A 24005-nucleotide genomic window follows, 5' to 3' on the forward strand; every position below is an offset into this window, starting at 1 on the left:
TGTTTTGCAAGCTGCGGCGAGCGCAACGCGGATTCGGCAAAGAAGGGGGGAAGACCAATATGACAGCAGATGCAATTCGGGGTTTTAGTCATTCGTTTGCACGTGCCCAACAGTCGATGGTAAATACTTTTGATGAAGCACGTAAACGTGCTATGAAGGCTTGGGAGCGAGGAAGTAAAAGCGTTGAAAATACACTGGGAAAGTCGACAGCACGATTGAATCGTGTTTGGCAGAATACAACGATTCGTTTTGAAAGGCTTCGTACTATGGGGCAGGAGGTCGCCACAACAATCAGTAATGTCGCCCGCAGAGTACGTGAAGCTTTATCAAATATGAGTAGAGATATTCGAAATAGGGCGGAGCAAATACTAGAACGAAGAAATGGAGGCGGTTCTGGTGGAGGGGCTGGCGGAAGTGGAGGCGCCGGAAACGGAGTCGTAGGTAAAATGTTGTCCGGCGTACAGGAACCTATTCAGACAGCCATCACAAGTGCGGCTCACATGGAAGATCTAAGGGCGCGCTATGTTGCCCGCTTTGGCAATAAAGAGATGGGTGAAGCGTATTTTGAACGCTTTAGGGAATCAGAGTTTCAAGCGGGCAATGATCCATCTCAAACGCTGAAATCAATCCTCTCGCTCTCGACTGTTTCAACGAGAGAAAAAGACCTCGACACAATGAACAACATGGTGCAGCGGCTAGCAACATTCTCAGGAGCTTCGCAAGACGATGTTGTCGTTAAGTTTAAAGATACGATGATGGGGAAATCGGATGAGCTGTTCAGGTCCTTTAATATGTCTTTAACTCGGGATCAGGAGAAGAATCTAGCTAAATTTGCAAAAGCAGGAGACTTTGATAGCTATCTCAAATTAATGGATGATTTAATGACGCAGGCAGGAATGGGACAGCAGGCTTACTCAACTTTGTTGGACGGTCCCGTTGAAAAATGGAAGTCACTTATTAGTGGTTTCAAAGAGATGTGGGCGCGAACTGGTCAGGCCGGAATGGAGGCGCTGCTGCCTATCATCACAACATTGACGGATGGCTTGAAGGCTGGTGATTTTGTACCGATCTTTGATGCGATTAGTATAGGCTTGGCTATCATTGGTACTGTAATTGGATATGTTGCTCAACGCTTTATTGAACTAGTTTCATTTATTTCTAGTGGGATAGGTTTCATTTTGCCGCTCATTATTGGATTAGCAACAGCGTTTCTTATTTACAACGGTGTCATCATGCTGACTGCGATGTACATGCGTTTAATGGCTATGTGGCAGGCCATTTTGAATATGATTATGAATGCGAATCCTATTATGCTTGTTATAAGTTTATTGCTTGGGTTAGTAGCTGCACTACTCGCATTGGGTACAGTGATGCAGCCCGTCCGTGAAATGATGGCTCAAGTGTTCCGATTCATGGGAAAAGTCATTTCTTGGTTTGTAGGTGGAGCTATTGAGTACTTTGAAATTTTGGGTAATAGTTACATTTTGATGATTAACGGGATGTTAGCAGGAATCAATTTTTTAGTTAACACGATTGCTGAGTTGCTTGGGATGGAAGGTAAATTGGAGTTAAAGTTGGATTATCTAAATTCCGATGACTTGCAGAAAAAAGTAAAGACGTCCATTGAAGGTGGATTCGATTGGGCGGCAGATGGTGTTGAAAAGTTTGATGCAACCAAATTAAAAGATAAGTTTGGCGGTACTACAAAAGCACCCCCTACTCCGGATTTGTCCAAGTTTAACACCGGACGAAAAGGAGTAGATAAGTTAAGCCCTATGGTCATTGATAATATGCCTGACCTTACTAAATTAGATTTTGGTGGAAAGGGCGGAAACGGTGGTATGGGAGGCATGGGTGGCCGAGGAGGAGTTGGCGGCATGGGCAATATGGGCATGCCGAATGCGCAGCCGAAAAAAGAAGTCGATATTTCCGACGAAAAATTGGTCATGATGCGTGAATTAGCCGAAATGCAGGCGGTTTCCAATTTTGTGTCTCTGACACCTACTGTTACCGTTAGTACAGGAGATATTCATCAAGGGGCCGACATCGATACGCTCGTGAGCCGCATTGAACAGAAGCTGGAGGAAGAATTCAAAATAGCAGCGGAAGGGGTGTATGCTTAATGAGTAAGCGCCCCGCATCGAGCTATTACCGGATGTACTTGAGCATTAACAATCTGGAACAGTTAATGGAGTTGCCTGTCAATCCAGAATCGATAGAGATTGGTGAGTCTGGAAACGCGGCTTCCCATGAGATTGTGGGACTAGGTGAAGTTGTGACGCTTCATCAACCTAAGCTTTCTAGCTTCAGTTTCAGCAGTTTTTTTCCGGCGCAGCAGTACTCGTTTGTTCATTCCTATCAACTCCATCCACCCATTTATTATATTAATCTGTTAAAAAAATGGATGGCTCGCAAGTTACCCATACGTTTTATTATTACGAGTCCCACTTATACGTTGAACAAAGCCGTTTATATCGAGGAGTTCACTTGGCGTGATGTAGCAGGAACAAATGGAGACCTCGAATTCGATATTTCGCTCAAAGAGTATCGATTTTTTCAGGCCGAGAAAGTAGAAGTTGTGGCAAGTAAAGGGAAGCCAGACAAGCTAGGAAAGCCTTCTAATAAGAAAAATGTGAAAAAGACACCTAAAAAGCGTCCCGACTTGCGTAAGCGTCCAGCGACTTATAAGTTGCAAAAAGGCGATAATTTGTGGGTTGTGTCTCGTAAATTTTACGGTAGTGATAAAAAGGCGAGGGAGATTCAGCGCCATAACAAAATTCGTAATGATGAGCTGGGCAGGCTACAAATCGGACGTGAAATTCGACTGCCATAGAAAGGAGGGAGCCGTATGCTGAGTGTGTTGATAGATAATCGGAACGGTACAATGTGGGATATTTCGGAGCTGGTCACCGATATGTCTTGGTCAACGTCGCGCATCACGAAGCCCTCAACTTTTGAATTAACGTATGTGAAAGGCGCACTTTTTCAATCCTCCGATTTTCAAGTTAACAATGGTGATGTAATTAAGGTGCAATGGCAGGGCATGAACGTATTTTACGGATACGTCTTTTCCATCGATACGGGGACGGGCAATGATGTGAAGCTGACCGCTTATGATCAACTGCGCTATTTGCAGGCCAACGATACGTATGTGTTTAAAAATACGAATGCGACAGCTGTAATCAAACGTATTGCATCTGATTTCAGCTTGCGTGTAGGCACTTTGGTGGAGACGAAACATAATATTCCGTCACTCATTCAGGATGATAAGAAGCTGCTTGACATCGTGTGCCGTGTCCTTGATTTAACCCTAATTGGTACTAAAGAAATGTATGTTCTCTATGATGATTTTGGTAGTCTTAGCTTGAAAAAAGTGAGTGATTGGCGCAGTGATCGCATTGTCGGGCGCGGCAGTCAAATGACGGGCCTCTCGTATACGCGAACGATAGACGATGAAACGTATAACCGTGTCAAGCTTATCCGTGACAATGAGGAGACGGGCAAGCGTGAGGTGTATATTATGCAGGACAGCGCTAATATTGCCAAATGGGGCCGACTTCAATTGTATAAAAAGCTGGATGAACAGCTGAACAAAGCGCAAATTGAGGAACAGCTTAAAACGCTTATGAAGCTGCACAATCGTGAAAAGCGAACGTTAAAAATAGATGCATTAGGTGACGTGCGTATTCGAGCAGGCATGCTTATACCGATATATGCGCCAGAGCAGGACGTAAAGCAATATATGCTCGTCGATGAATGCTCCCATAGCTGGAGTGGCAGCGAGCATACGATGTCATTAACGCTGAAGGTGATATAAATGGGAATGCTGAACATTATTAAAAAAGCAGGCGTAGGCGCGGTTGCGGCGTCTAATCCAGTTGCTTTGCTGTATGGAGAGGTTGTGCAGACAAGCCCGCTGACGGTGCTGGTGGAGCAGCGTTTATCGCTGCCGGCTGAGGTACTTGTGCTGACCGAGCAGCTTACAGAGCGTAAGGTGAGGATCGGTACGGAGGAAGTTGTCGTGCGGCAAGGGCTGTACGCTGGGGATCGAGTATTGCTGGCACGGATGCAAGGCGGTCAGTCGTATGTGCTACTGGATCGGGTGGTGAGTGCATGATTCCTAAGGGAGCCATACTGGAACCACAGCAAGGATTTGGTGAGCTGGAACAGGATTTACTGTTCGATGCCGAAGTGTTGCCCAGCCGAACGTATGGCTTAGACATCGCTGCTGGCCGCATCACCAGGATGACTGATGGTCTGGAAGCGGTGAAGCAGGCGATTTACAAGCAGTTGCAAACCGAACGGTTTGCCTATTTGATTTACAGTTCGGATTATGGCTCGGAGTTACAGTCCCGAATCGGCTACGGTCTGGACGTGGTGCAGGCTGAATTGCAACGGACGATTTCGGAGGCCCTCCTAGCTGATGATCGCGTAACGGATGTAGGTGAATTTGAGTTCGAGCAACAAGCAGACTGCCTGCTAGTACAATTTGTAGTCGATACGATTTTTGGTAAGCTGCAAATGGAAAGAGGGGTGAACATCGATGGATAATGTAAGGGTTGCAATGGATAGTGAATTGGCTTCGCTGGATAGTGATACGTATACGCCATCCTTTGAGGAAATTTTGAATCGCATGCTAACGCGTGTGCCTGACGACGTGGATAAGCGCGAGGGAAGCATCATTTATGATGCGCTTGCACCTGTGGCGGCGGAGTTGGCACAGTGGTATTTGGATTGGAGCGTAGCCGTGCAGTTGTCTTATGCAGATACGGCCACAGGGGAGTATTTGGAACGACGAACGGCTGAGTTTGGTGTGCGACGGCTAGCAGCTACGGCAGCTAAGCGAAGAGGAATGTTTATGAATACGAGCGGCTTGCCTGTCGATGTACCGATAGGGAGCCGTTTTTCTATAGGTGGTTTGACATTTGGCGTGACGGAGAGGCTGTCGCTCGGGGAGTTTGTCTTAATGAGTGAGACGGTAGGTACACAGGGCAATCAAGCGTTTGGCGTGATGACACCGATCGATTATGTGGACGGGCTAGCGCGTGCAGAGCTTGGCAAGGTGCTCGTACCTGGTGAGGATGCAGAGGCTGACGAGGAACTGCGGGCGCGCTACTTGTCTGTGATGAGTGAGCAACCGTTTGGTGGCAATGTGGCTGATTATAAGACGAAGCTGAATGCCATACCGGGGGTAGGAGGTGTGAAGGTGTACCCAGCTTGGAATGGCGGAGGCACCGTAAAATGTACACTGATTTCATCTACCCATGATGTGCCTTCACCAGAGTTTGTTGCATCTGTGCAGACGGAGACCGATCCGTTAACCGCGTCGGGAAAGGGAATTGGATTTGCGCCAATCGGCCATCGGGTAACGGTGGCGGCTGTACAGCCTACGACGGCATCGGTCGAAATGAGGCTTGTATTGGAGAAGGGGATTACGCTTGGACAAGTGCAAGCTGATGTCGAAAAGGTGCTGCGCGAATACGTGTACAGCTTGCGCACGACGTGGAAAGATGCGGACAAGCTGACCGTCCGCGTAAGTCAATTGGAAGCACGTGCGTTGACGGTGCGCGGTGTCACGGATGTGAGCGGCACGAAGCTGAACGGTGTCGCTGGTAATTTAGAGCTGGGTAGCGAGCACATTCCGCTGCTTGGGGAGGTGAAGCTGCATGCCACGTAACCATGTGTCGTATTTGCCGCCCTATTATGAAGCGGTGCGTGAATTTCAGGCATTGGGCATTACGGTGGATGCCGAGTCGCAGCGGTTAGGCGTGGCGTTGGAGCAATGGCTGGCTGACCAGTTTGTCTTGACTGCAAGTGAGTATGCGGTTAAGCGGCGTGAGCAGCAGCTTGGTATTCAAGCTGACCCTGCTGTGGAGATGCTCGATTTTCGCAAAAAGCGGGTGATGAACCGTTATGCGACTAAGCCCCCATTTACGGCGAGGTACTTGCAGCAGCGGCTCGACTTTTTGCTGGGAGCGGGCCGCGCACGTGTCGAGGTGGATGGCGACCGCTTCTTATTGAAAGTGATCGCCAAAATTGGTGACGCGGCTATTTTTAAAGAGGTAGAGCATACGGTACGCGGAATTAAGCCTGCCAACTTGGTTTACAATCAGGCAACGTCGTTAGCTGACCGTATCGTTGTGCAGGAGCGAATCACGCGTACGCCGCTCACCCGCATGACGCTGCTGTCCACCACTTGGAAGCTCGGCAGCACGCCATTTGCTAAACGCAACCAGGAGGTGGTCGTCCTATGATTACGGCTTCGGTTATGCATGAGCTGTCAGCGCATATCCATGGCAAGATTGCTAAGGTCGTGCTGAACGGCAAATTCGAAATCACTCAGTTTCGCGTCAAACAGGTGACTAACGCCCTCGTGGAATTGGAATATTTAATTCCCGCGAACGCGGTGGACAGCGTCACCCTAATCGAGCTACGCGACGCGCAAAATGGCGTGATTAGCACGAACCATGTATTCGTGCCGGTTCCATCTGACACGCTTATTACGCAGCAAATTTCAGTGAAAGAGGTGGGCTGATTTGGCTTATCAGGGCAAAACTGATTGGAAGTTTGAAGATACGGTTACGGAGAAGGATTTGAACCGCATCGAGCAAGGCATTGGTGCCGCGCATCATGCGATGGATGTTGCTGCACATAAGCCGCTTACGCTTCAGCCGGGCGTGCAAATCGTGGATGCGCCGCAGGATGGGTTGTTTAGGCTGGGTGAAATTAAGGGGCGTACGCTGATTAATCTATTAGGGTCTAATGCGAATCAAGCGGATACATGGAATACACCTAGAGCCATATGCTCTTTGAAAGAGGGGCTTATTCAGGTTGCACCGAACAAAGTGGATTATGATGTGTTTGCTGAAAATTCAACAATTATAAAAGCAAAACATGGTGAACGATACTTGTTAGTTGCAAATGTACGTAGCGAAAACTTTAAATTGTACCTGAGGGCAATAAACTTTGATAAGGACGGTAATTCTACCGCTGAGAAAATAGGAACACCAGTTTTTTCAAAAGCACTCAAACCGACATTTTTAACTTTTGAAACAGCTCCAAATACGGAGGCAATAGCGGTTCGCATTCAAATTTTGAACATACAAGACCAAGGAACAGGTATACCGTCTACTGCTACCATTAATTTCAAAGATTATCGTGTTTTTAAGATCAGCGAAGCTGAGCATAACGTTATCAAGACGATGACACCGGAACAAGTCGCTGAACGATACCCATACGTGGATAGTCTGACGAATGTCGTTAATCCGTATGCGATTGTGACGGGCGCGAATCTCTTGCCACCATTTTACGAATGGGAATTTTCTGAACCAGCATTAAATAACTCACGCATAATCGAACCCTACCATCTTAATCTCAATCCGAAGACGCAGAATGAATATTCCCGAGTAAAGGTTAATGTCTTACCTAATACAAATTATACTTTTAGTGCTGAACATAATGGTATGCTTGCCGTTGATGATGGAGTTAAAACACTGATTGTTGGTTATACGTCATCCAAAACAGTAACGTTTAATACAGGAAAATACCATAATGTTTTTCTTTATGTATCCAACGGAACAGGCGGAATGAATACCTGTTCGTTTAAAAATCCAATGCTTCACATTGGAGATGTCTCTAAATCATTTCAACCTCAACAACGTAGCATGTGGGCATCAGAAAGTGAGCTTGCTGCGAATCCGATAGATGGAAGCGAAGCGGATGTTTTATTTGTTGGTGGCGACGGATTAACATATATGGTGGAAAAGTGGAGGAAACGAACTTTAGAGGCAGCCGAGTGGCTTTTTGTCGGAAGTAAAACGGGGTATAAGTCAGTTGGTGTAAGTGGCTATGCCCCTGATGCCACAGTGTCTGGTTACGAAGAAAGTGTGGTTGCGACAAAGTATAATGGCCATTTACTTTTTCGAGGCACAGTTATTGATTTAGACGCTAGAGCAGATGTAGCTTACATTCATAGCGGAGGATTACGTATATCGGTCGCTAATGCAGACAGCGGTTGGGGAGATGCCTACACGCCGTCACCTGATGAAATCAAAGCGTATTTTATGGGGTGGACGATGTATAACGGTGAGGCTGGTTCAGGCCCCGACGTTCCCACAGCCAATAACTTTTACAACGGAACTGGATCGAAGTGGTGGGTCCGTCGAGTAGATGGGGTTTCACGTGACTGGCGGGACGCCACGTCAATCACGCCTACAGCGCTAGCGACTAACTGGAGCCCGTACCATCTCCAATATCTCAAATCCAAGCCAACCGTCGAACCTGTAAAGAATTATGAAACGGGTGCGACCTTGACACAAGGGGCAAACGTGGTTGAAGTCGGAAGTGGCATTGTGTTACGTGAGAAAGCTAATCCGGAATACTATACAACGGATAGAAATTGGTACATTAACAACTTCTTTGTTGGTGGAAAAACAAGGTTTAGGGCTTTAGAGATATTGAGCGTTTATAAATCGTATTTGAAAGACGTTAAATGGATTCTGGGAGATAAAAACGGAAGCATTTGGGGCGCACAGGCAGTTATCATAAACGCAAACTTCGACCCTACCGCAGACTATCATGTAACATACACGATCCTAGAGCCAACGCTCTCGGCCCCGATCTTCGGTAGTGTTGCGGAGAACCTACGCGGTACAGTGACAGATGTCGTGCAGAAAATAGGTGACATGGAACGACGGTTAGGTGTGACTGAGACGCAGAAGGTGGAGAAGGGTCTGCCGGAGTGGATTAGCGCTACTCCAGTGAACGGATGGGTTCCGTACAACCTCGCGCACTATCGTACATCATCGTACTATAAGGATTCGATGGGCACGGTTAGGTTGTCGGGAATGCTGTCGAGCGGCTCGATGGTTGCAGGGGTGGGGCTGTTTACTTTACCTGTCGGGTATCGTCCGAAATACCATCACATATTTAACGTGGCTTGCTCGGACGGGGGCGCAACGATTGTATCCGCTGCATTGTCGGTGGCGTCGGATGGAGTCGTTTCTTTGACTCGAGTACCCGTAAATGGGTTCTTATCGCTGGCAGGCGTTGACTTCCGCGCCGAACAATAATGAAGGAGGACATGCAATGAAAGAAGCAATCCTTACAGATCTCAACGGTAAATACATCGAACCGACGCTCGTTGCGGACTCCGTGACGGGCGTTTTTCCTATCCGCCAAGCGGTGCAGCATGCGGCGAAGAGCGTAGCTGCTACACAAGATCAAGGTGTAGCAGCAGGTGCAGCAGCCGTGCCTACGGAAGCTGCCGTAGGGGAAACACTTGCCGGACAACTGTCTGAGGCTATTTTAGCTGGACAGCAGCCAGAGGGGCCGAGCAGAACAGCACCCCAAGCCGGGTCAGTGGCCCAAGCAGTGGCCCAAACGGGAGCTGTAGCCCCTCCAGCGCCTGCGCAAGAGATTATCGGCTATATCGTCGCCGTAACTGTTCCAGAGGGGCTATACCAGCCACGCTGGGATTTCAAATCCGAAGCGTGGACAGAAGGGCTCTCGCAAGCTGAAATCGACAAGCTTAGAGAACCACAGCCTAAGCAGCCATCGCAGGTGGAGTTGCTGGAGCAGGCGCTCAAGGACGTGAAGCAGCAAGCCGCCCAACAGCAGTCCGTACTGGACTCCGTAGGCAAAGAGCTGGCGCAAGCGAAGCTGGAACTGATTACGATGAAGGGAGGGAAATCGGCGTGAGTTTTTGGAAATTGGCTTTTGAGCAGAAGTGGATTGATGTCAGCCAGTTGCGTAAGGTCGTCAAGACGGACGCGAATTTGTTCGGGGAAATTACGCCGCAGCAGTTCGCGGACATTACCGGACAAGCTTTTTAACCGTTAAGCGGAGAATAAGAACAATATGCGGTATGCGTTGTGTAGCAATAAGAGTGAAAATAACGGAAGCAGTAGCGATGACAGAAATAGTAACAGCAACAGTAACCGTAAACGTAATAGTAGCAATAGCAATAGCAATAGCAGCAACCGAACTAGTGCCAGCAACAGCTCAATATTGAGTTTCCAACCCTAGGACCTGTCCATTTTTGGACAGGTCCTACATTTTGCAATAAGGAGTGGTTTAGATGTCAGAGAAAGCAGCAACGACGGAAATTTTAGAACGACTAGCGCGCATCGAGACACGCCTTGAATCCATTTCAGCCATCAATCAAACCGCAGAAGCGGCGCGGGAAACTGCGCGCGAGGCGCTGCAATCAACCAAGAACGCGCACCAGCGGCTGGACCGGATTGAAGAGGGACATAAATGGCTGTGGCGCACTTTAAGTGGTGCGGTAATTGTGGCGGTCATTAGCATCATTTTTGAACTATTACGTCGAGGGGGTGGTGCCTAGACGGTAATCGTGAAGGATTCAATGAGCGTTGCTAAATGGTTGGTTTTGTACAAGCACTTATCGATCTTCAAACATATTTAAATTTAGAGGAGGATTTTTAATATGACAAAATTAATCGCAATTGATGATGGACACGGTATGGAGACACCAGGAAAGCGTACCCCTATTTTTCCAGATGGGACAGTGTCGCCGGAAACAGGGAAGCCTTATATGCATGAAAATGAGTTTAATCGTGCTGTCGCGGCAAGGTTGAAAGTACATTTAGAACGTAGCGGATTTCGCACTCTGATGGTAGCACCGGGAGATTCCGATGTGCCGCTCAGTACGCGTGTGCAAAAAGCAAACAGTGCAAATGCACACTTTTACATTTCCATTCATGCGAATGCAAACACGAGCGTGTGGGGGAGCTGGGGCGGAATCGAAACGTACCACTACCCTGGGGCAGCGGACAGTGCGAAGGCGGCAACTTTGATTCAAAAACGACTGATGCAAGGCACAAAACTTCGCAACCGTGGCGTAAAGTCGGCTAATTTCTACGTCCTACAACATACAAAAATGACCGCAGTCTTAGTAGAATGCGCATTTATGGATAACTTGACAGAGGCGAAACTGCTGTTGTCGACCCAATATCGCGAGGAATGCGCGAAAGAGATTGCGCAAGGAATTTGCGACTATTTTAATATTCGGTATGTCCCGTAAACAGAAGCCAGAGTCAAAATGAATTTAACCAATCACCAGACAACGGACAACATCGGACACTCAGTCTCAGCAACGTTCACACAATATAACCAATCACCTTCACAATTCAACCAACACATTTCGATGCAAAAAAGGTCAGGGTACGCCCAGTAGTACAAGCTTCGTACTTGTTCAGCACTCCTTTCAGTACTTACATAGTACTGGAAAAATGCGATCTAAGTACGACATGTCTACTCGTAAATGGCGTATGTCCTGACCTTCTTCATGTCCATATCCTGCTTGACTAACTACCCAGATTACAACTTACGAAGCACCTGATAACCGTACGGCGGCAGCTCTAGCTTAGCTTTCTGCCCTTCTACAACAATGAGCTGCTCGCCCGTACTTTCATCCAGCCAGCGTCCTGCTGGTAGTGCAACGGTCAGCGTGCGTTTCGTCTTCTTCGGGTTCATCGTAACGACGAAATGCGAACCCTCATCTACACGCTCATAAGCAAGGCGCGTGTCGCCTTCCTTGGCGTACAAGAAGCGGAACTCGCCTGTACGTAGCGCTGCATACTCACGACGCAAGCCGATAGCCCAGCGATAAAAAGCATGCAAGTCGCGATCCTGCTTCGACTCGTCCCACTCCATACACTTGCGGCAGCCAGGGTCATGCCCGCCGTCAAGCCCAATCTCATCGCCGTAATAAATGCACGGCGTACCCAAGAACGTCAGCTGGAACAACGCAGCCAGCTTCATTTTGCGCTTATCGCCACCGCAGAACGTCAACAGGCGCTCCGTGTCATGACTGCCGAGCAAGTTGAACATCACTTCATTAGCTTGCTGTGGATAGCCGACCAATTGCTTCTGAATCGCCGTCGCAAACTGCTTGCCGTCCGATTTCTCCTTCGCAAGGAACTCATGCACCGCCCACGTGAACGGATAGTTCATGACCGCGTCGAACTGGTCGCCCATCAGCCACATCACTGACTCGTGGAAAATTTCACCCAAAATGTACGCGTCCGGATTCGCTGCCTTGACCGTCTTGCGGAACTCACGCCAGAACTGGTGATCCACTTCGTTAGCCACATCCAAGCGCCACCCGTCAATGCCGACTTCCTTAATCCAGTACTCGGCCACATTGAGCAAATACTTCTGTACGTCAGGATGCTCCGTATTCAACTTCGGCATCGACGGCACAAACGCGAACGTGTCATACGTTGGCACTTCATCTTTAACTTGCAACGGCCATTCCCGCACGTGGAACCAGTCCGCATAAGGGGAATCCGCTCCGCGTTCCAACACATCCACGAACGGTGGGAACGTACGCCCACAGTGATTGAACACCGCATCCAGCAGCACGCGAATACCGCGTTTATGGCATTCCGCCACTAGCTTCTTCAATGTTTCATTATCACCAAAATGAGCATCCACCTGCAAATAATCTTCAGTGTCATACTTGTGGTTCGTCTGCGCCGCAAATACCGGCGTAAAGTAAATCGCATTGACGCCCAAATCCGTCAAATGCTCCAAATGATCCATCACGCCTTGCAGGTCGCCACCGAAATAGTTGTCCCATTTTGGCTCGCCGCCCCAAGGTTGAACCCCTTCAGGATCATTCGAAGGATCGCCATTCGCAAAGCGTTCCGGGAAAATTTGATAGAACACCGCGTCTTTTACCCAAGCTGGAGGTGTGAACACATCCGCAGGATTCAAGAACGGATATTCAAAAAATCCGTGACACGGGTTAGGCTTCTCTGTGCAGAAGCCCTGCTCATTCATCCACACCGTCTCTTGCACGGCTTTACGTGAGCGTCCCGTTTTTCCAGCTTTCCCTGCATTCTGGCTGCTCCCAGTATCCGTTTTACTTCCAGTAATTTGGAAGCAGTACGCCAAACGACGGAACTTCGGCTGCACCTCAGCCTGCCAGTAGTCAAACATCTCATCCTGATAGCGAATCGTCATCTCCGCTGTCAGCATATTCGACTGTTCTTCCGTACCGACGTTGAACTTATCCCCGTAAATCACTTGTACACTTGCCGCGTCATCTTTTTTTGTCCGCAAGCGCAAGTGGATCGTCTCTCTATCATAAGCATAGGACCAATTGAGCTTTGGTCGATGGTACATCGCTTCTAACAGCATTCCAATCTCTCCTCTCTATCCAAACCGCAACATGACTCATTTCCCAAGCTACCAACGTACATGTTTTTAGTAGAGCAGTAGGTTCTCTGTACATTTCTACATTTCATTAGCCTTTTTCTGCACCCGCCGTCAAGCCTTCTACCAAATAGCGTTGCAAGAACATAAACAGAAGCGTAATTGGAAGTGCTACGAGCACACAGCCAGCCGCAAACACGGTAAACTGGGTTGCAAACTGCGTATTAACCATGTTGAACAGGCCGACAGCAAGTGTGAACTGTTCCTTCGTACGCAATACCATTTGTGCAAAAATAAAGTCACTAAACGCCCCTGCAAACGATGTTACCGACAAGAATACGATCAGTGGGCGCGAGAGTGGTAAGAAGATACTGAAAAACACGCGCCAATGTCCAGCGCCGTCCAGACGAGCAGCTTCTTCCAAGCTCTTCGGAATACCGTCGAAATAACCTTTTACGATCAAATAGCCCATAATAGCTCCAGCCGTATACACGAACATAAGAGCTGCGTGCGTATTGAGTAGATTCATATTAAGCAGCAAAATGTAAACCGCTGACAAACTCATTAGGGATGGGAACATCCCGATTACGAATAGGGTAGACATTAACCCTTTGCGACCTTTAAAGCGGAAGCGTGAAATCGAGTACCCAGACAAGAGTACGAACAGAGTGCCAAATACCATGGAAATAAGAGCGATTTTAAGCGTGTTCAGATACCATGTCGCAAACGGGAAGTCTTTAAACAACGACACATAATGCTTAATCGTCCACGATGACGGCAAAAAGGTTTCGCTATAGAGCGAAGTGCCTGGACGGAATGATGACAGGATAACCCACAGCGCCGGATAAATCGCGAAAATGGCGATGGCCAGCAAGATAAGATGGCTAATGGTGAGCCATGCAATTTTTTTAATCTTACGTCCTGTTATCATCAGTGAGCATCCTCCTCTTTAAACATGCGCGTTCTTCTGAAGCTGTAAAGCGACAGTGTTGCCAAAATAATAAAGATAATAATACCGATTACCGAAGCGAAATTGTATTTACCATTCGTAAGGGACAAGTTGTACAACCATGTAATCAAGATGTCCGTATGGCCTGCAAATTGATATTCGCTGTTTGCCGGAGCTCCTTTTGTAAGCAAGTAAATGACGTTAAAGTTATTGAAGTTACCTGCAAATTGACCGATCAAAATCGGCGTGAGCGCGTACATAACACTTGGCATCGTAATGACGCGGAACTTCTGGAATGCAGATGCTCCGTCCACTTCGGCTGCCTCATACATATCTTTTGAAATGGTAGACAAGATACCTGTAATCATAAGCATCGAGATTGGGAATCCGAGCCAGAAGTTACAAATCAAAATCGTAATCTTGGCCCACATCGGATCAGCAAGCCATTGTGGTCCATCAATACCAAAGAAAGCTAAGTATTGGTTAATCGGCCCGAATTGCGAGTTGAACAAGTTTTTCATAATGAGCAACGATACAAAGCTCGGGATAGCAAATGGTAGCATATAAATCGTACGCCACATTTTACGGAATATAATTCCTTTTTGCTGAAGGATAAGTGCAATCATAAATCCACCAAAGAAACAAGACAATGTGGATAGAACCGCCCAGCTTACCGTCCAAGCAAATACGCCATAGAACGTTTGCGCCCAAGCGCTAAGTGTGAACAAATCGGCGAATGCTTCAAAACCAGTCCAGTTTACGAGATTGGCTGGAGGCGCATGCTTCGGCGATGAATAGTCCGTAAACGCGATTAATACTGAGAAAATCAGCGGCAGTATTGTAAAGAAGAACAAGAACAGCAGCTGCGGTGCGATAATAATAAATGGAAACTGTTTTTCGTTAATGAACTTCAAGGTATCGCCAAAACGATTAGGTGTTTTACCCTCATCGATCAGTTTAGCGGTTTGATACGCGTCACGAATGTTCATGATGTAAGACACCACGAACAGAATGACTAGAAATATAGTGATTAGCCCGCCGATCAATAAGAGAATGGAATGATCGCCGCGGACGAGCTGTTGAATTTTACCGACTTTTTCAAAATGCTGAGCTTTTTCACCTAGGGTTACGACCCCCCATAGTGCGTGCCCGATGTTCGTTAACGTGTAGTAAAGGCCTAGTATATACAGGAGCATCATCATAATGCCCTTTGTAAACTGGCGGTTGTACATTTGTCCGAGTCCCATCACAACAGCGGACAAGATAGGTGCAATAACGGTACGTTTCATGAAAGATTTCACCTCAACTTACAATAGTAGGATGCGACCAACCGCTAGGGGCGGCTGATCGCACGATTGGCATTATGATTTGCTTTGTTGTTCAATACCTGTCTTCATATCGTTCACAGCTTTATCCAACACTTCTTTCGGATCTTTGCCGTTCCAGATTAGCTCAAGTGTAGCTGTTGCAGGGCCCCAGACTTGACGCATCTCGATAATAGAAGGCATCGGCTGTGCCATTTTGAATTGCTCAACAAATGCTTTTGCACGCTCATCTTTAATGATTTCAGCGTTGTTCTCCATGCCATTGCGGGCAGGAATAATACCTGTCATTTGCGCATTTTTCGTCAATGCTTCTTCCGTCGTCAAGAAGTTGATGAACAACTTCGCTGCGTTTGGATACTGAGTGAAAGAGCTTACAAAGTAAGATTTTACGCCTGCAAATGGAGCAGGATTTTTGCCGTTTGGCAATTTAGGCATTGGAACTGCGCCAACTTCAAAGCCGAGTTTCTCTTTTGTGAAGTTGCTCATTTGCCAAATACCGTCCAAGTTGATTGGCAATTTGCCGGATTGGAACAATTCTGTTTTAACGTCTCCAGAAGCGTCTGTCGCGTTAATTGGCAAGATTTCACGCAAAGATGCGTAGAATTTCATTGCTTCGACAGCCTCTGGTGTATTTAAACCGATATCCTTTGGATTCGTGTTGTTGTCGCCGAAAATGTACCCGCCGTAGCCTCCGATAAAGGAGTATGCAAAGTACCAGTTGTTAACTTCCCACATAAAGCCAAATTTGTTTTTAGATACATCGTTGTAGCCTTTTGCAAATTTAATAATGCTGTCCCAAGATTGCAAATCTTCTGCTTTTACTAAGTTTTTGTTGTAGTAGAGAAGGTACGTTTCCATATTGCGCGGATAGCCGTACATCGTGCCGTCGAATGTCACTGCGTCTACCGCAGTAGGGATAAAGTTCTTTTTCGTATCTTCTTCATAGTAATCGTTAGGCAAAATTAAACCCGCCGCAACCGCTTCACCAAGCTGGTCATGTGGCATCATCATAACGTCAGCGCCAAGTCCTGCTGGACCATCTTGCTTTACGCGTGCCATTTGATCAGCAGATCCAAGCTCTTGATATTCAACGGGAACGCCATATTTTTCTTCGAATGCTTTACCCATTTCTTCGAGGTAAGCTTGTTGCTCTTTGCCTTCCCATACGATAAGCTTCGCTCCTGGTTCAGGCTTCAATTCACTACCAGCATCTGTAGTTTGTGTAGCTGGTGTGTCGCCGCCTGTAGTTGGTGCAGGCTGGCTTTGGCTGCCTCCGCCGCCGCAAGCTGCGAGGGTAAAGACAAGGGTAAGCGATAGTAATAGACCCATCCATTTTTTCATCGGACGTAAAACCCCTTTCTTGGTGCCTAAAATGTGTGATCGGTTTGCTTTGTGCAAACGTTTGTACAAAAAGATGATAGTTGTGAAAATGAAAACATCTTATTGAATAAGATACGCAATACAGCGCTTTCAAGTTGAATTAACCATATAGTTGTAGGTGTTGTAAAAGAGGGTATACGTCGAAAAATCGTGAATTTCAGGCTAATGTAGATATGAAAACAGTATTATGCTATCATTTCTGCTCGTTCTCTTCCAAGAACTCTTGATTATGTAGCTTGACTCGTGTGAATGCGGTTACAGTAAGGGTTTTCAAAAATGTGGCTGTTTTATAAAATTTGTTTATCAGGACAAACGTTTGCGCAACTTTGGTTGATATTAGGTGATCTTATTTCCTTTGTTTAACTAATGTTACATTAGACTCCGATTATTGCTTACAATTACATTTGCAGAAAGGGACGGTTGAGAGAGGGGATTAGTTCGTTTTCGGGTAGAAAAAAAGCCCGATCCACAACACGAAGGAAGGGTGGGCGGTTATTGTCGATTGTATTTCACTATAATGGACTCCATTTTGAAGACCCGTGTGTTCAGCACTGTAATTTCGTTGTCATGGCCTTCTATTTTATAACCGATATTTTGTAATAACGCTAACGTATCTTTTGGTTGTGTATCCTCGATTCGAATTACAGCTTTAAAAATGCAGGTTGTTGTATTTTCGAGGATAGTTTGTCCCGTCTTGAGAGATGCGACGTCAGACTTGAGTACCGTCACGTCTTCTTTAAGCTGACTGACGTCTGATTTGAGCACCGTCACGTCTTCTTTAAGCTGACTGACGTCTGATTTGAGCACCGTCACGTCTTCTTTAAGCTGACTGACGTCTGATTTGAGCACCGTCACGTCTTCTTTAAGCTGACCGACGTCAGACTTAAGCACTGTCACGTCCTCTTTAAGCTGACTGACGTCTGATTTGAGCACCGTCACGTCTTCTTTAAGCTGACCGACGTCAGACTTAAGCACTGTCACGTCTTCTTTAAGCTGACTGACGTCAGACTTAAGCACCATCACGTCCTCTTTAAGTTCATGGACATCATGTCTAATCGAGCTGATGTCGCTTTTCATTTCTCTAATCTCTGACAATATCAGATTAAGTACCGCTTCCATTCGTATTCACCTCGTTTCGTATCAAGCATAACATATTCATATCGAATAATTAAACAAGTATTTTGTTTCGTATCGAATACATCAGAGGCACTACCCGTTAGGTGATTCTCTTTTATCAGTTCGTTAGAGGAGGTCGCCGTTTGTAATGAAGTATAGAACCCATTTTATCCATAAATTCAGAATTAGCTTTCTTTACAGCTAGCGTATTGGAGACAACATGATCCATGTCCATGTGCGATGTGAAATTCCTGCAAAAGTACAGGCTTTCCCCTATATTCAGATGAGCTCTGCAAAGCCTACACTTTTGCATCTATTGGCTCTGGCGCTCGATTTGCTATCTCGACAGCGACAGAACGAAAACAAGCGAGAACACCGAATAATCGATGTCTCGCTTGTCACTCGTCTTTTTACAATGCTTGCAGTACAAAATGTACAACAAACAAAGATGCAATTACGTAGAACAACGGCTTAACTGTGCGTCCACGGCCCATTACGAGCTGGAACAGCGCATAGCTAATAAAGCCGATCGCGATACCATCCACAATGCTGTGCATCAATGGAATGAACGCGATAATGAAAAATGCTGGCAATCCCTCGGACAGCGGATCGAACTTTACTTTTTTCACCGTTGGCATCATCAAGCCACCGATAAAAATAAGAATAGGTGCGACTGCTTCGTCTGGAATCATCGTCAAAATGGGCAATGCAGCCAATGTCGCTAAGAACAAGACGCCCGTGACGATTGTCGTCAAGCCTGTACGACCGCCTGCGGAAATACCTGCTGCCGTCTCAACCGTGGAGACGGTAGGGCTAGTACCGAACAATCCGCACGTGATGACGGATAGCGCATTAGCTTGCATCGAACGTTGGAAACGTTCCGGCTGCTTCGTCATGTTCAAATGCGAGTTAATCAACCCAACATTCTCGAACACGATAACGAGCGTCAGCGAGAACACTGCGACGGTAAATGTCATGACGGACACACCTTGGAAGCTGAAGCCCGCAAACAATTCGCCGTACGACGCCCATGAGAACGAAGCTTGCGCACCTGCACCCGCACTAGCATCACTGCCGCCGATGCCCATTACATAAGCGAGCACCGTTCCGCCGATAATGCTCAACAGCAAATTAGCTGGCACGTTACGCATAAACAAAATGCACGTTAAAGCTAACGTCGCCAACGTAACGAGCGCCGAGGCGTTCGTTAACGGCTGTAACTTAATGAGCGTATCCGGATCAGAGATGATCACGCCGCCTTTTTGCAAACCGATCAACACGAGCATGAGGCCGATACCGACCGTAATCGCTTCTTGCAGCGATTCAGGGATCGCTTCTTTCAGCTTCTCAGCCAGCGAAGTAAAACTAATTACCGTAAAGCAAATACCCGACACGAACACAACGGCTAGCGCCTGCTGCCACGTAAGGCCCATTCCGCCAACGAGTGTGTACGTAAACATGGCATTAATACCCATGCCTGGCACGAGGATAATGGGGGACTTGCCCCAAATACCCATTATAAAGCAACCGACCGCAGAAGCGAGAATCGTAGCGACAATACCCGCGTCTTGCGGAATGCCTGCATCGGATAAAATTTTTGCATTTACGACAACGATATATACGATTGCAAAAAACGATACGACACCCGCAAGCAGCTCACGCCGCCAACCATTTTCCGCGGACTGCGCCAGAGCATGCTCGGCCGTACCTTGTTTTGATTTTTTACGGAGGTGGAACAATTGTATACCTGCTTTCCATCGTAGCCCCTCACCCAACCCTTTGCATATGTAAAATATGAAAGATAGGCAACATTTTGGCGCTGCCATTCCGATATTATATCACAAACGGCGTGTTTGTAGTCGGACTAATCATGAACATTCATGAACAATTTTCAACTTCTATAAACAGTGGAACGTAAAAATATTGTGCTGTCCCTTGCAAAAAATGCCCCGAATTGGCTATAATAATACGACAATTATGTTAGATGAATATCATTGTTGAAATGCCGTGAAAGAGACAAGTACGCAGCACCGCTTAACAGGGAGAAGACGCCGTAGATTGAGAGCGTCTTTGGAGAATGGACTGCCGAAATTCACTCTGGAGCAGGAACTTTGAACGACTCATTCTCACCAATAGCCTTACCCATTCTAATTCTGATGGATTAGCGCGTTGTGTGCATGAAGTTCAATAGAGGTTCTCGGTTTCGACCCGTTACAGTCGCTATAAGTGAGACAAATGTTTGAGATGAGCAGGCCTATTTCTTTTTTACGAACACGCCGCGTCATCCATTTGTCTAATTAAGGGTGGTACCACGGTCTTTTCGTCCCTTGCGACGGAGAAGGCCTTTTTTTATTTTCTGGTGGAATTTAAAGGGAGGTTGTCATCATGAAAGAGCGTTTGCAGGCGTTGCAGGCAGAGGCGTTAGAAGTGCTGAAGCAGGTGCAGGATGCAAATCAGTTGAATGAGCAACGTGTCAAATATTTAGGTAAAAAAGGAGCACTAACAGAAGTGCTGCGTGGCATGGGTGCATTAAGTGCTGAAGAGCGTCCGGTTATCGGTCAAGTTGCGAACGATGTGCGCGGTGCTATCGAAGCGCGCATTGAGGAGTTGCAGGAGCAGTTCCAACGTGAGGAAACGGATCGCCGTCTGAGAGCGGAAACGATTGACGTTACGTTGCCAGGCCGTCCAATGACAGTGGGTGCCGTACATCCGTTGAGCAAAGTCATTCAAGAAGTAGAAGATATCTTCATCGGTATGGGCTATCAAGTTGCAGAAGGTCCAGAAGTCGAGCAGGACTATTACAACTTCGAAGCATTGAACTTGCCAAAAGATCATCCGGCACGTGATATGCAGGATTCGTTCTATGTAACAGAAGATATTTTGATGCGTACGCAAACATCGCCTGTGCAAATTCGCACGATGGAAGCGATGAAAGGTCAGCCTGTTAAGGTCATTTGCCCAGGTCGTGTGTACCGTCGTGACGATGACGATGCAACGCATTCCTTCATGTTCCATCAAATCGAAGGTCTTGTCATCGGCAAAAATATTCGCATGAGCGACTTGAAAGGCACTTTGCTGCAATTCGCGCGTGAAATGTTCGGCGACAACATGCAAATTCGTTTGCGTCCAAGCTTCTTCCCGTTCACAGAGCCAAGTGTTGAGGTCGATGTAACGTGTATGAAGTGTGGAGGCTCCGGCTGCCGCATTTGTAAGCAAACGGGCTGGATCGAAATTTTGGGTGCAGGTATGGTGCATCCGCGCGTATTGGAAATGGGCGGCTACGACCCCGAACAATATTCCGGCTTCGCGTTCGGTATGGGTGTAGAGCGTATTGCGATGCTGAGATATGGTGTAGACGATATCCGTCATTTTTATACAAACGACTTAAGATTCTTGCAGCAGTTTGCTCGCATGTAACAGCTTAACAGGGAAGGAAGGGAAAGGTCATGAACGTATCCTATCAATGGTTGTCTCAATATATAGATTTGACAGGTGTCGCTGCTGAAGAGTTAGCAGAGCGTATGACGCGTGCCGGAATCGAAATCGAATCGGTGGAAAATCGCAATCAAGGGCTGGACAACATTGTTGTCGGTTATGTAGTGGAGCGGGAAAAACATCCCGATGCAGATAAGCTTAGCGTATGTAAAGTAGACGTAGGTCAAAGTGAGTTGCTGCAAATCGTGTGCGGTGCAGCTAACGTAGGTGCTGGTCAGAAGGTACCCGTTGCTACAATTGGTGCTGTAATGCCTGGCGATTTTAAAATTAAAAAGGCGAAGCTGCGCGGCGTTGAGTCCCAAGGGATGATTTGTTCGGCAAAAGAGCTCGGCATGAACGACAAGTTGCTGCCTAAAGAGATGCAAGAAGGCATTCTCGTGTTGCCAGCGGATACGGTGCAAGGCACGCCGATAGCTGAAGTACTTGGCTTAAACGATCACGTGTTGGAGCTTGGTCTGACGCCTAACCGTTCAGATTGCTTGAGCATGATCGGTACGGCACATGAAGTAAGCGCATTGCTCGATCGCAAGCTGAACATGCCGAACACGGCTGTAACGGAATCCGGTGAAGCGGCATCCAGCCGTGTTAAGGTGAGCATTAGCGCACCAGAGGCGTGCAGCCACTATGCAGCACGCTACATTAGCGGCGTAACGATTGCGCCATCTCCACTTTGGTTGCAAAATCGCTTGCTCGCAGTTGGCGTACGTCCGATTAACAATATCGTAGATATTACGAACTTTGTTATGTTGGAATTCGGCCAGCCGCTGCACGCGTTTGACGCGGATCAGTTGGCAAATGGCGGTACAATTGACGTTCGCTTTGCACAGGCAGGCGAAACGCTCGTGACGCTTGACGGGCAAGAGCGTAAGCTTGAGCCACACATGCTGCTCATTACAGATGGAGCGAAGCCAGTAGCGCTTGCAGGTGTTATGGGTGGCGCGAACTCCGAAGTAACGAGCGGAACAGTTAACATTTTGCTGGAGTCGGCTAAGTTCGCTGGCAGCACGGTTCGCAAAACGTCCCGTCAGCTAGGCTTGCGCTCGGAAGCTTCCCTTCGTTTCGAGAAGGAAGTGAACCCAGAAGCGGTCATTCCTGCACTCAACCGTGCGGCAGAATTAATCCGCGAAATCGCGGGCGGTACGATTGCAGCTGGCATTGTAGAGCAAGTGAACGATGGACACGAGCTTACAACCGTGCGTTTGTCACTTGAGAAGACAAACCGCTATTTAGGTACAGCGTTGTCGGTTCAAGATGTGCAAGCTATTTTTGATCGTCTCGGTTTCGAATCGGATTCGATTGAAAATGAATCGTTCGAGGTACGCGTTCCATCACGTCGTGGCGACATTCAGCGTGATGTTGATTTAATCGAAGAAGTTGCGCGTTTGTTCGGTTATGACAACATTCCGACAACGCCAATCGAAGGGCCAACTACGCCAGGCGCTTTGACAAAAGGTCAGTACGTACGCCGTGCTGTACGTCGTTTATTGACGGACGGTGGCTTGCATGAGGCGCTGACATATTCGTTCACGCAACCAAGCGAGACAACTTTGTTTACTGGCTTGGCTGGAGATACGCAATTAGTACGTTTAGCAATGCCGATGAGCGAGGAGCGCAGTGTACTGCGCACAAGCTTGATTCCAAGCTTGCTGGACGTTGCGACATACAACCGCAACCGTAAAATGGACGATGTTCATTTGTTCGAGTTGGGCAGCATCTATACGACAGCTGAAGAACAGCTAACGAAGCTGCCAACAGAAGATTTGGTGCTGTCGATCGTAATGACAGGCAAAAGAAGCACACCGCAATGGAACGTGCCCGCGCAAAACATTGATTTCTATGATGTTAAAGGCGTGCTCGATCGTGTGTTTGCTTACTTCGGCTTGTCTGATCGCATTCGCTTTGCAGCCGATCAACCGCAAGGTTTCCATCCAGGACGTGCAGCATCGCTTTACTTGCAAGGTGAAGCTGGCGAAACGTTTATCGGTACGATCGGTCAGGTACACCCTGATGTCCAACGTGCTAAAGATCTAGGGGAGACGTACGCAGCAGAGTTGCGCATGCAAGCGATTATCGAGGCAGCAGATGGCGCGATCATCTATCAAGCGTTGCCGCGCTTCCCAGCTGTGGAACGTGATATCGCTGTCGTTATCGACCGTGGCGTGGAAGTCGGACGTTTGGTTGATGAGGCTAAAGCAGTTGCTTCCGAATTGCTGGAATCGGTGCGCGTATTTGATATTTATACGGGAGATCGTATTGCAGCAGATAAGAAGAGCGCTGCTATTTCACTCGTGTATCGTCATCCAGAGCGCACGTTGACAGATGAAGAAATTACGGATGTGCACGGTCGCGTCGTAACCGCTTTTGAAACTAATTTTGCAGCAGAATTACGTAAATAGACGTTTGAAATAAATAGAAGCAGCGTTTCTCAACGAATCAACGCATTCGGAGAGGCGCTGCTTCTTTTTTATGTAAAGGTCGGTCGTAGTGGAACATAATGGATGTGAGGAAACTTATACATTCAGAGCAATGTAGCAGGAAATAACGCGTACTGTAGCGAA

22 protein-coding genes and 1 other annotated feature are annotated in these 24005 nt (G+C 47.3%); of the genes, 16 read left to right on the top strand and 6 right to left on the bottom strand.

Annotation, left to right across the window (positions count from 1 at the left end; translation table 11 throughout):
• The first annotated feature begins 59 nt into the window (after positions 1–59).
• The 14 genes from KIK04_RS16570 (at position 60) to KIK04_RS16630 (ending at position 11044) form a co-directional block, all read left to right on the top strand.
• Complete coding sequence (locus KIK04_RS16570) at positions 60–2123, top strand: hypothetical protein (protein ID WP_232274721.1); 2064 nt, start codon at positions 60–62, stop codon at positions 2121–2123.
• On the top strand, positions 2123–2833 hold the full coding sequence (locus KIK04_RS16575; protein ID WP_232274722.1) for a LysM peptidoglycan-binding domain-containing protein: 711 nt from the start codon (positions 2123–2125) through the stop codon (positions 2831–2833). Before KIK04_RS16570 ends, KIK04_RS16575 begins: the two co-directional genes overlap by 1 nt.
• A 15-nt stretch (positions 2834–2848) precedes the next feature.
• Positions 2849–3817: an XkdQ/YqbQ family protein gene (locus tag KIK04_RS16580; protein WP_232274723.1), complete on the top strand. Its 969-nt coding sequence runs from the start codon at positions 2849–2851 to the stop codon at positions 3815–3817.
• Positions 3818–4117, top strand: a complete 300-nt coding sequence (locus tag KIK04_RS16585) for a DUF2577 domain-containing protein (protein ID WP_232274724.1) — start codon at positions 3818–3820, stop codon at positions 4115–4117.
• A complete protein-coding gene (locus KIK04_RS16590; protein WP_232274725.1) occupies positions 4114–4551 on the top strand; it encodes a DUF2634 domain-containing protein in 438 nt (145 codons plus the stop codon). The genes KIK04_RS16585 and KIK04_RS16590 overlap by 4 nt, the downstream gene beginning before the upstream one ends.
• On the top strand, positions 4544–5677 hold the full coding sequence (locus KIK04_RS16595; RefSeq protein WP_232274726.1) for a baseplate J/gp47 family protein: 1134 nt from the start codon (positions 4544–4546) through the stop codon (positions 5675–5677). The genes KIK04_RS16590 and KIK04_RS16595 overlap by 8 nt, the downstream gene beginning before the upstream one ends.
• On the top strand, positions 5667–6254 hold the full coding sequence (locus tag KIK04_RS16600; RefSeq protein WP_232274727.1) for a putative phage tail protein: 588 nt from the start codon (positions 5667–5669) through the stop codon (positions 6252–6254). Before KIK04_RS16595 ends, KIK04_RS16600 begins: the two co-directional genes overlap by 11 nt.
• Positions 6251–6535, top strand: coding sequence for a ketopantoate hydroxymethyltransferase (locus KIK04_RS16605; RefSeq protein ID WP_232274728.1), 285 nt, complete (start codon positions 6251–6253; stop codon positions 6533–6535). The genes KIK04_RS16600 and KIK04_RS16605 overlap by 4 nt, the downstream gene beginning before the upstream one ends.
• Position 6536: 1 nt before the next feature.
• Positions 6537–9071 carry a hypothetical protein gene (locus tag KIK04_RS16610; RefSeq protein WP_232274729.1) on the top strand — a complete coding sequence of 845 codons (2535 nt, stop codon included), beginning with the start codon at positions 6537–6539 and terminating at the stop codon, positions 9069–9071.
• A gap of 16 nt (positions 9072–9087) precedes the next feature.
• Positions 9088–9699 (top strand): XkdW family protein, encoded by a 612-nt coding sequence (locus tag KIK04_RS16615; RefSeq protein ID WP_232274730.1) that lies wholly within the window; start codon positions 9088–9090, stop codon positions 9697–9699.
• A complete protein-coding gene (locus tag KIK04_RS16620) occupies positions 9696–9833 on the top strand; it encodes an XkdX family protein (RefSeq protein ID WP_232274731.1) in 138 nt (45 codons plus the stop codon). The genes KIK04_RS16615 and KIK04_RS16620 overlap by 4 nt, the downstream gene beginning before the upstream one ends.
• A 53-nt stretch (positions 9834–9886) precedes the next feature.
• Complete coding sequence (locus KIK04_RS24220) at positions 9887–10012, top strand: hypothetical protein (protein WP_269670954.1); 126 nt, start codon at positions 9887–9889, stop codon at positions 10010–10012.
• 66 nt (positions 10013–10078) lie between these two features.
• The gene (locus KIK04_RS16625) at positions 10079–10345 is read left to right on the top strand and encodes a hemolysin XhlA family protein (RefSeq protein WP_232274732.1); all 267 of its coding nucleotides are present in this window, start codon (positions 10079–10081) and stop codon (positions 10343–10345) included.
• A gap of 102 nt (positions 10346–10447) precedes the next feature.
• Positions 10448–11044: an N-acetylmuramoyl-L-alanine amidase family protein gene (locus KIK04_RS16630; RefSeq protein ID WP_232274733.1), complete on the top strand. Its 597-nt coding sequence runs from the start codon at positions 10448–10450 to the stop codon at positions 11042–11044.
• 296 nt (positions 11045–11340) lie between these two features.
• Here KIK04_RS16630 and KIK04_RS16635 read toward each other — a convergent pair whose 3' ends face one another.
• From KIK04_RS16635 to KIK04_RS16660, 6 genes are all read right to left on the bottom strand, one after another.
• On the bottom strand, positions 11341–13167 hold the full coding sequence (locus KIK04_RS16635; RefSeq protein ID WP_232274734.1) for an alpha-glycosidase: 1827 nt from the start codon (positions 13165–13167) through the stop codon (positions 11341–11343).
• Between the two features lie 106 nt (positions 13168–13273).
• The gene (locus KIK04_RS16640; protein WP_232274735.1) at positions 13274–14113 is read right to left on the bottom strand and encodes a sugar ABC transporter permease; all 840 of its coding nucleotides are present in this window, start codon (positions 14111–14113) and stop codon (positions 13274–13276) included.
• On the bottom strand, positions 14113–15420 hold the full coding sequence (locus KIK04_RS16645; protein WP_232274736.1) for a carbohydrate ABC transporter permease: 1308 nt from the start codon (positions 15418–15420) through the stop codon (positions 14113–14115). The genes KIK04_RS16640 and KIK04_RS16645 overlap by 1 nt, the downstream gene beginning before the upstream one ends.
• A 72-nt stretch (positions 15421–15492) precedes the next feature.
• Entirely contained in the window at positions 15493–16797 is a 1305-nt protein-coding gene (locus tag KIK04_RS16650; protein WP_232274737.1) for a sugar ABC transporter substrate-binding protein, read from the bottom strand.
• 531 nt (positions 16798–17328) lie between these two features.
• Positions 17329–17955, bottom strand: coding sequence for a kinetochore Spc7 family protein (locus KIK04_RS16655; RefSeq protein WP_232274738.1), 627 nt, complete (start codon positions 17953–17955; stop codon positions 17329–17331).
• Positions 17956–18362: 407 nt separating this feature from the next.
• Complete coding sequence (locus KIK04_RS16660; RefSeq protein ID WP_232278777.1) at positions 18363–19643, bottom strand: NCS2 family permease; 1281 nt, start codon at positions 19641–19643, stop codon at positions 18363–18365.
• 307 nt (positions 19644–19950) lie between these two features.
• Positions 19951–20283, top strand: a binding site (T-box leader).
• Positions 20284–20337: 54 nt separating this feature from the next.
• On the opposite strand from KIK04_RS16660, the gene pheS reads away from it, so the two are divergent.
• Both pheS and pheT read left to right on the top strand, forming a co-directional pair.
• Positions 20338–21369, top strand: a complete 1032-nt coding sequence (gene pheS / locus KIK04_RS16665; RefSeq protein WP_232274739.1) for a phenylalanine--tRNA ligase subunit alpha — start codon at positions 20338–20340, stop codon at positions 21367–21369.
• 29 nt (positions 21370–21398) lie between these two features.
• Positions 21399–23843, top strand: coding sequence for a phenylalanine--tRNA ligase subunit beta (pheT, locus tag KIK04_RS16670; RefSeq protein WP_232274740.1), 2445 nt, complete (start codon positions 21399–21401; stop codon positions 23841–23843).
• Positions 23844–24005 lie beyond the last annotated feature (162 nt).

The organism is Paenibacillus sp. 481 (genome assembly GCF_021223605.1).
Lineage (GTDB): Bacteria > Bacillota > Bacilli > Paenibacillales > Paenibacillaceae > Paenibacillus_B.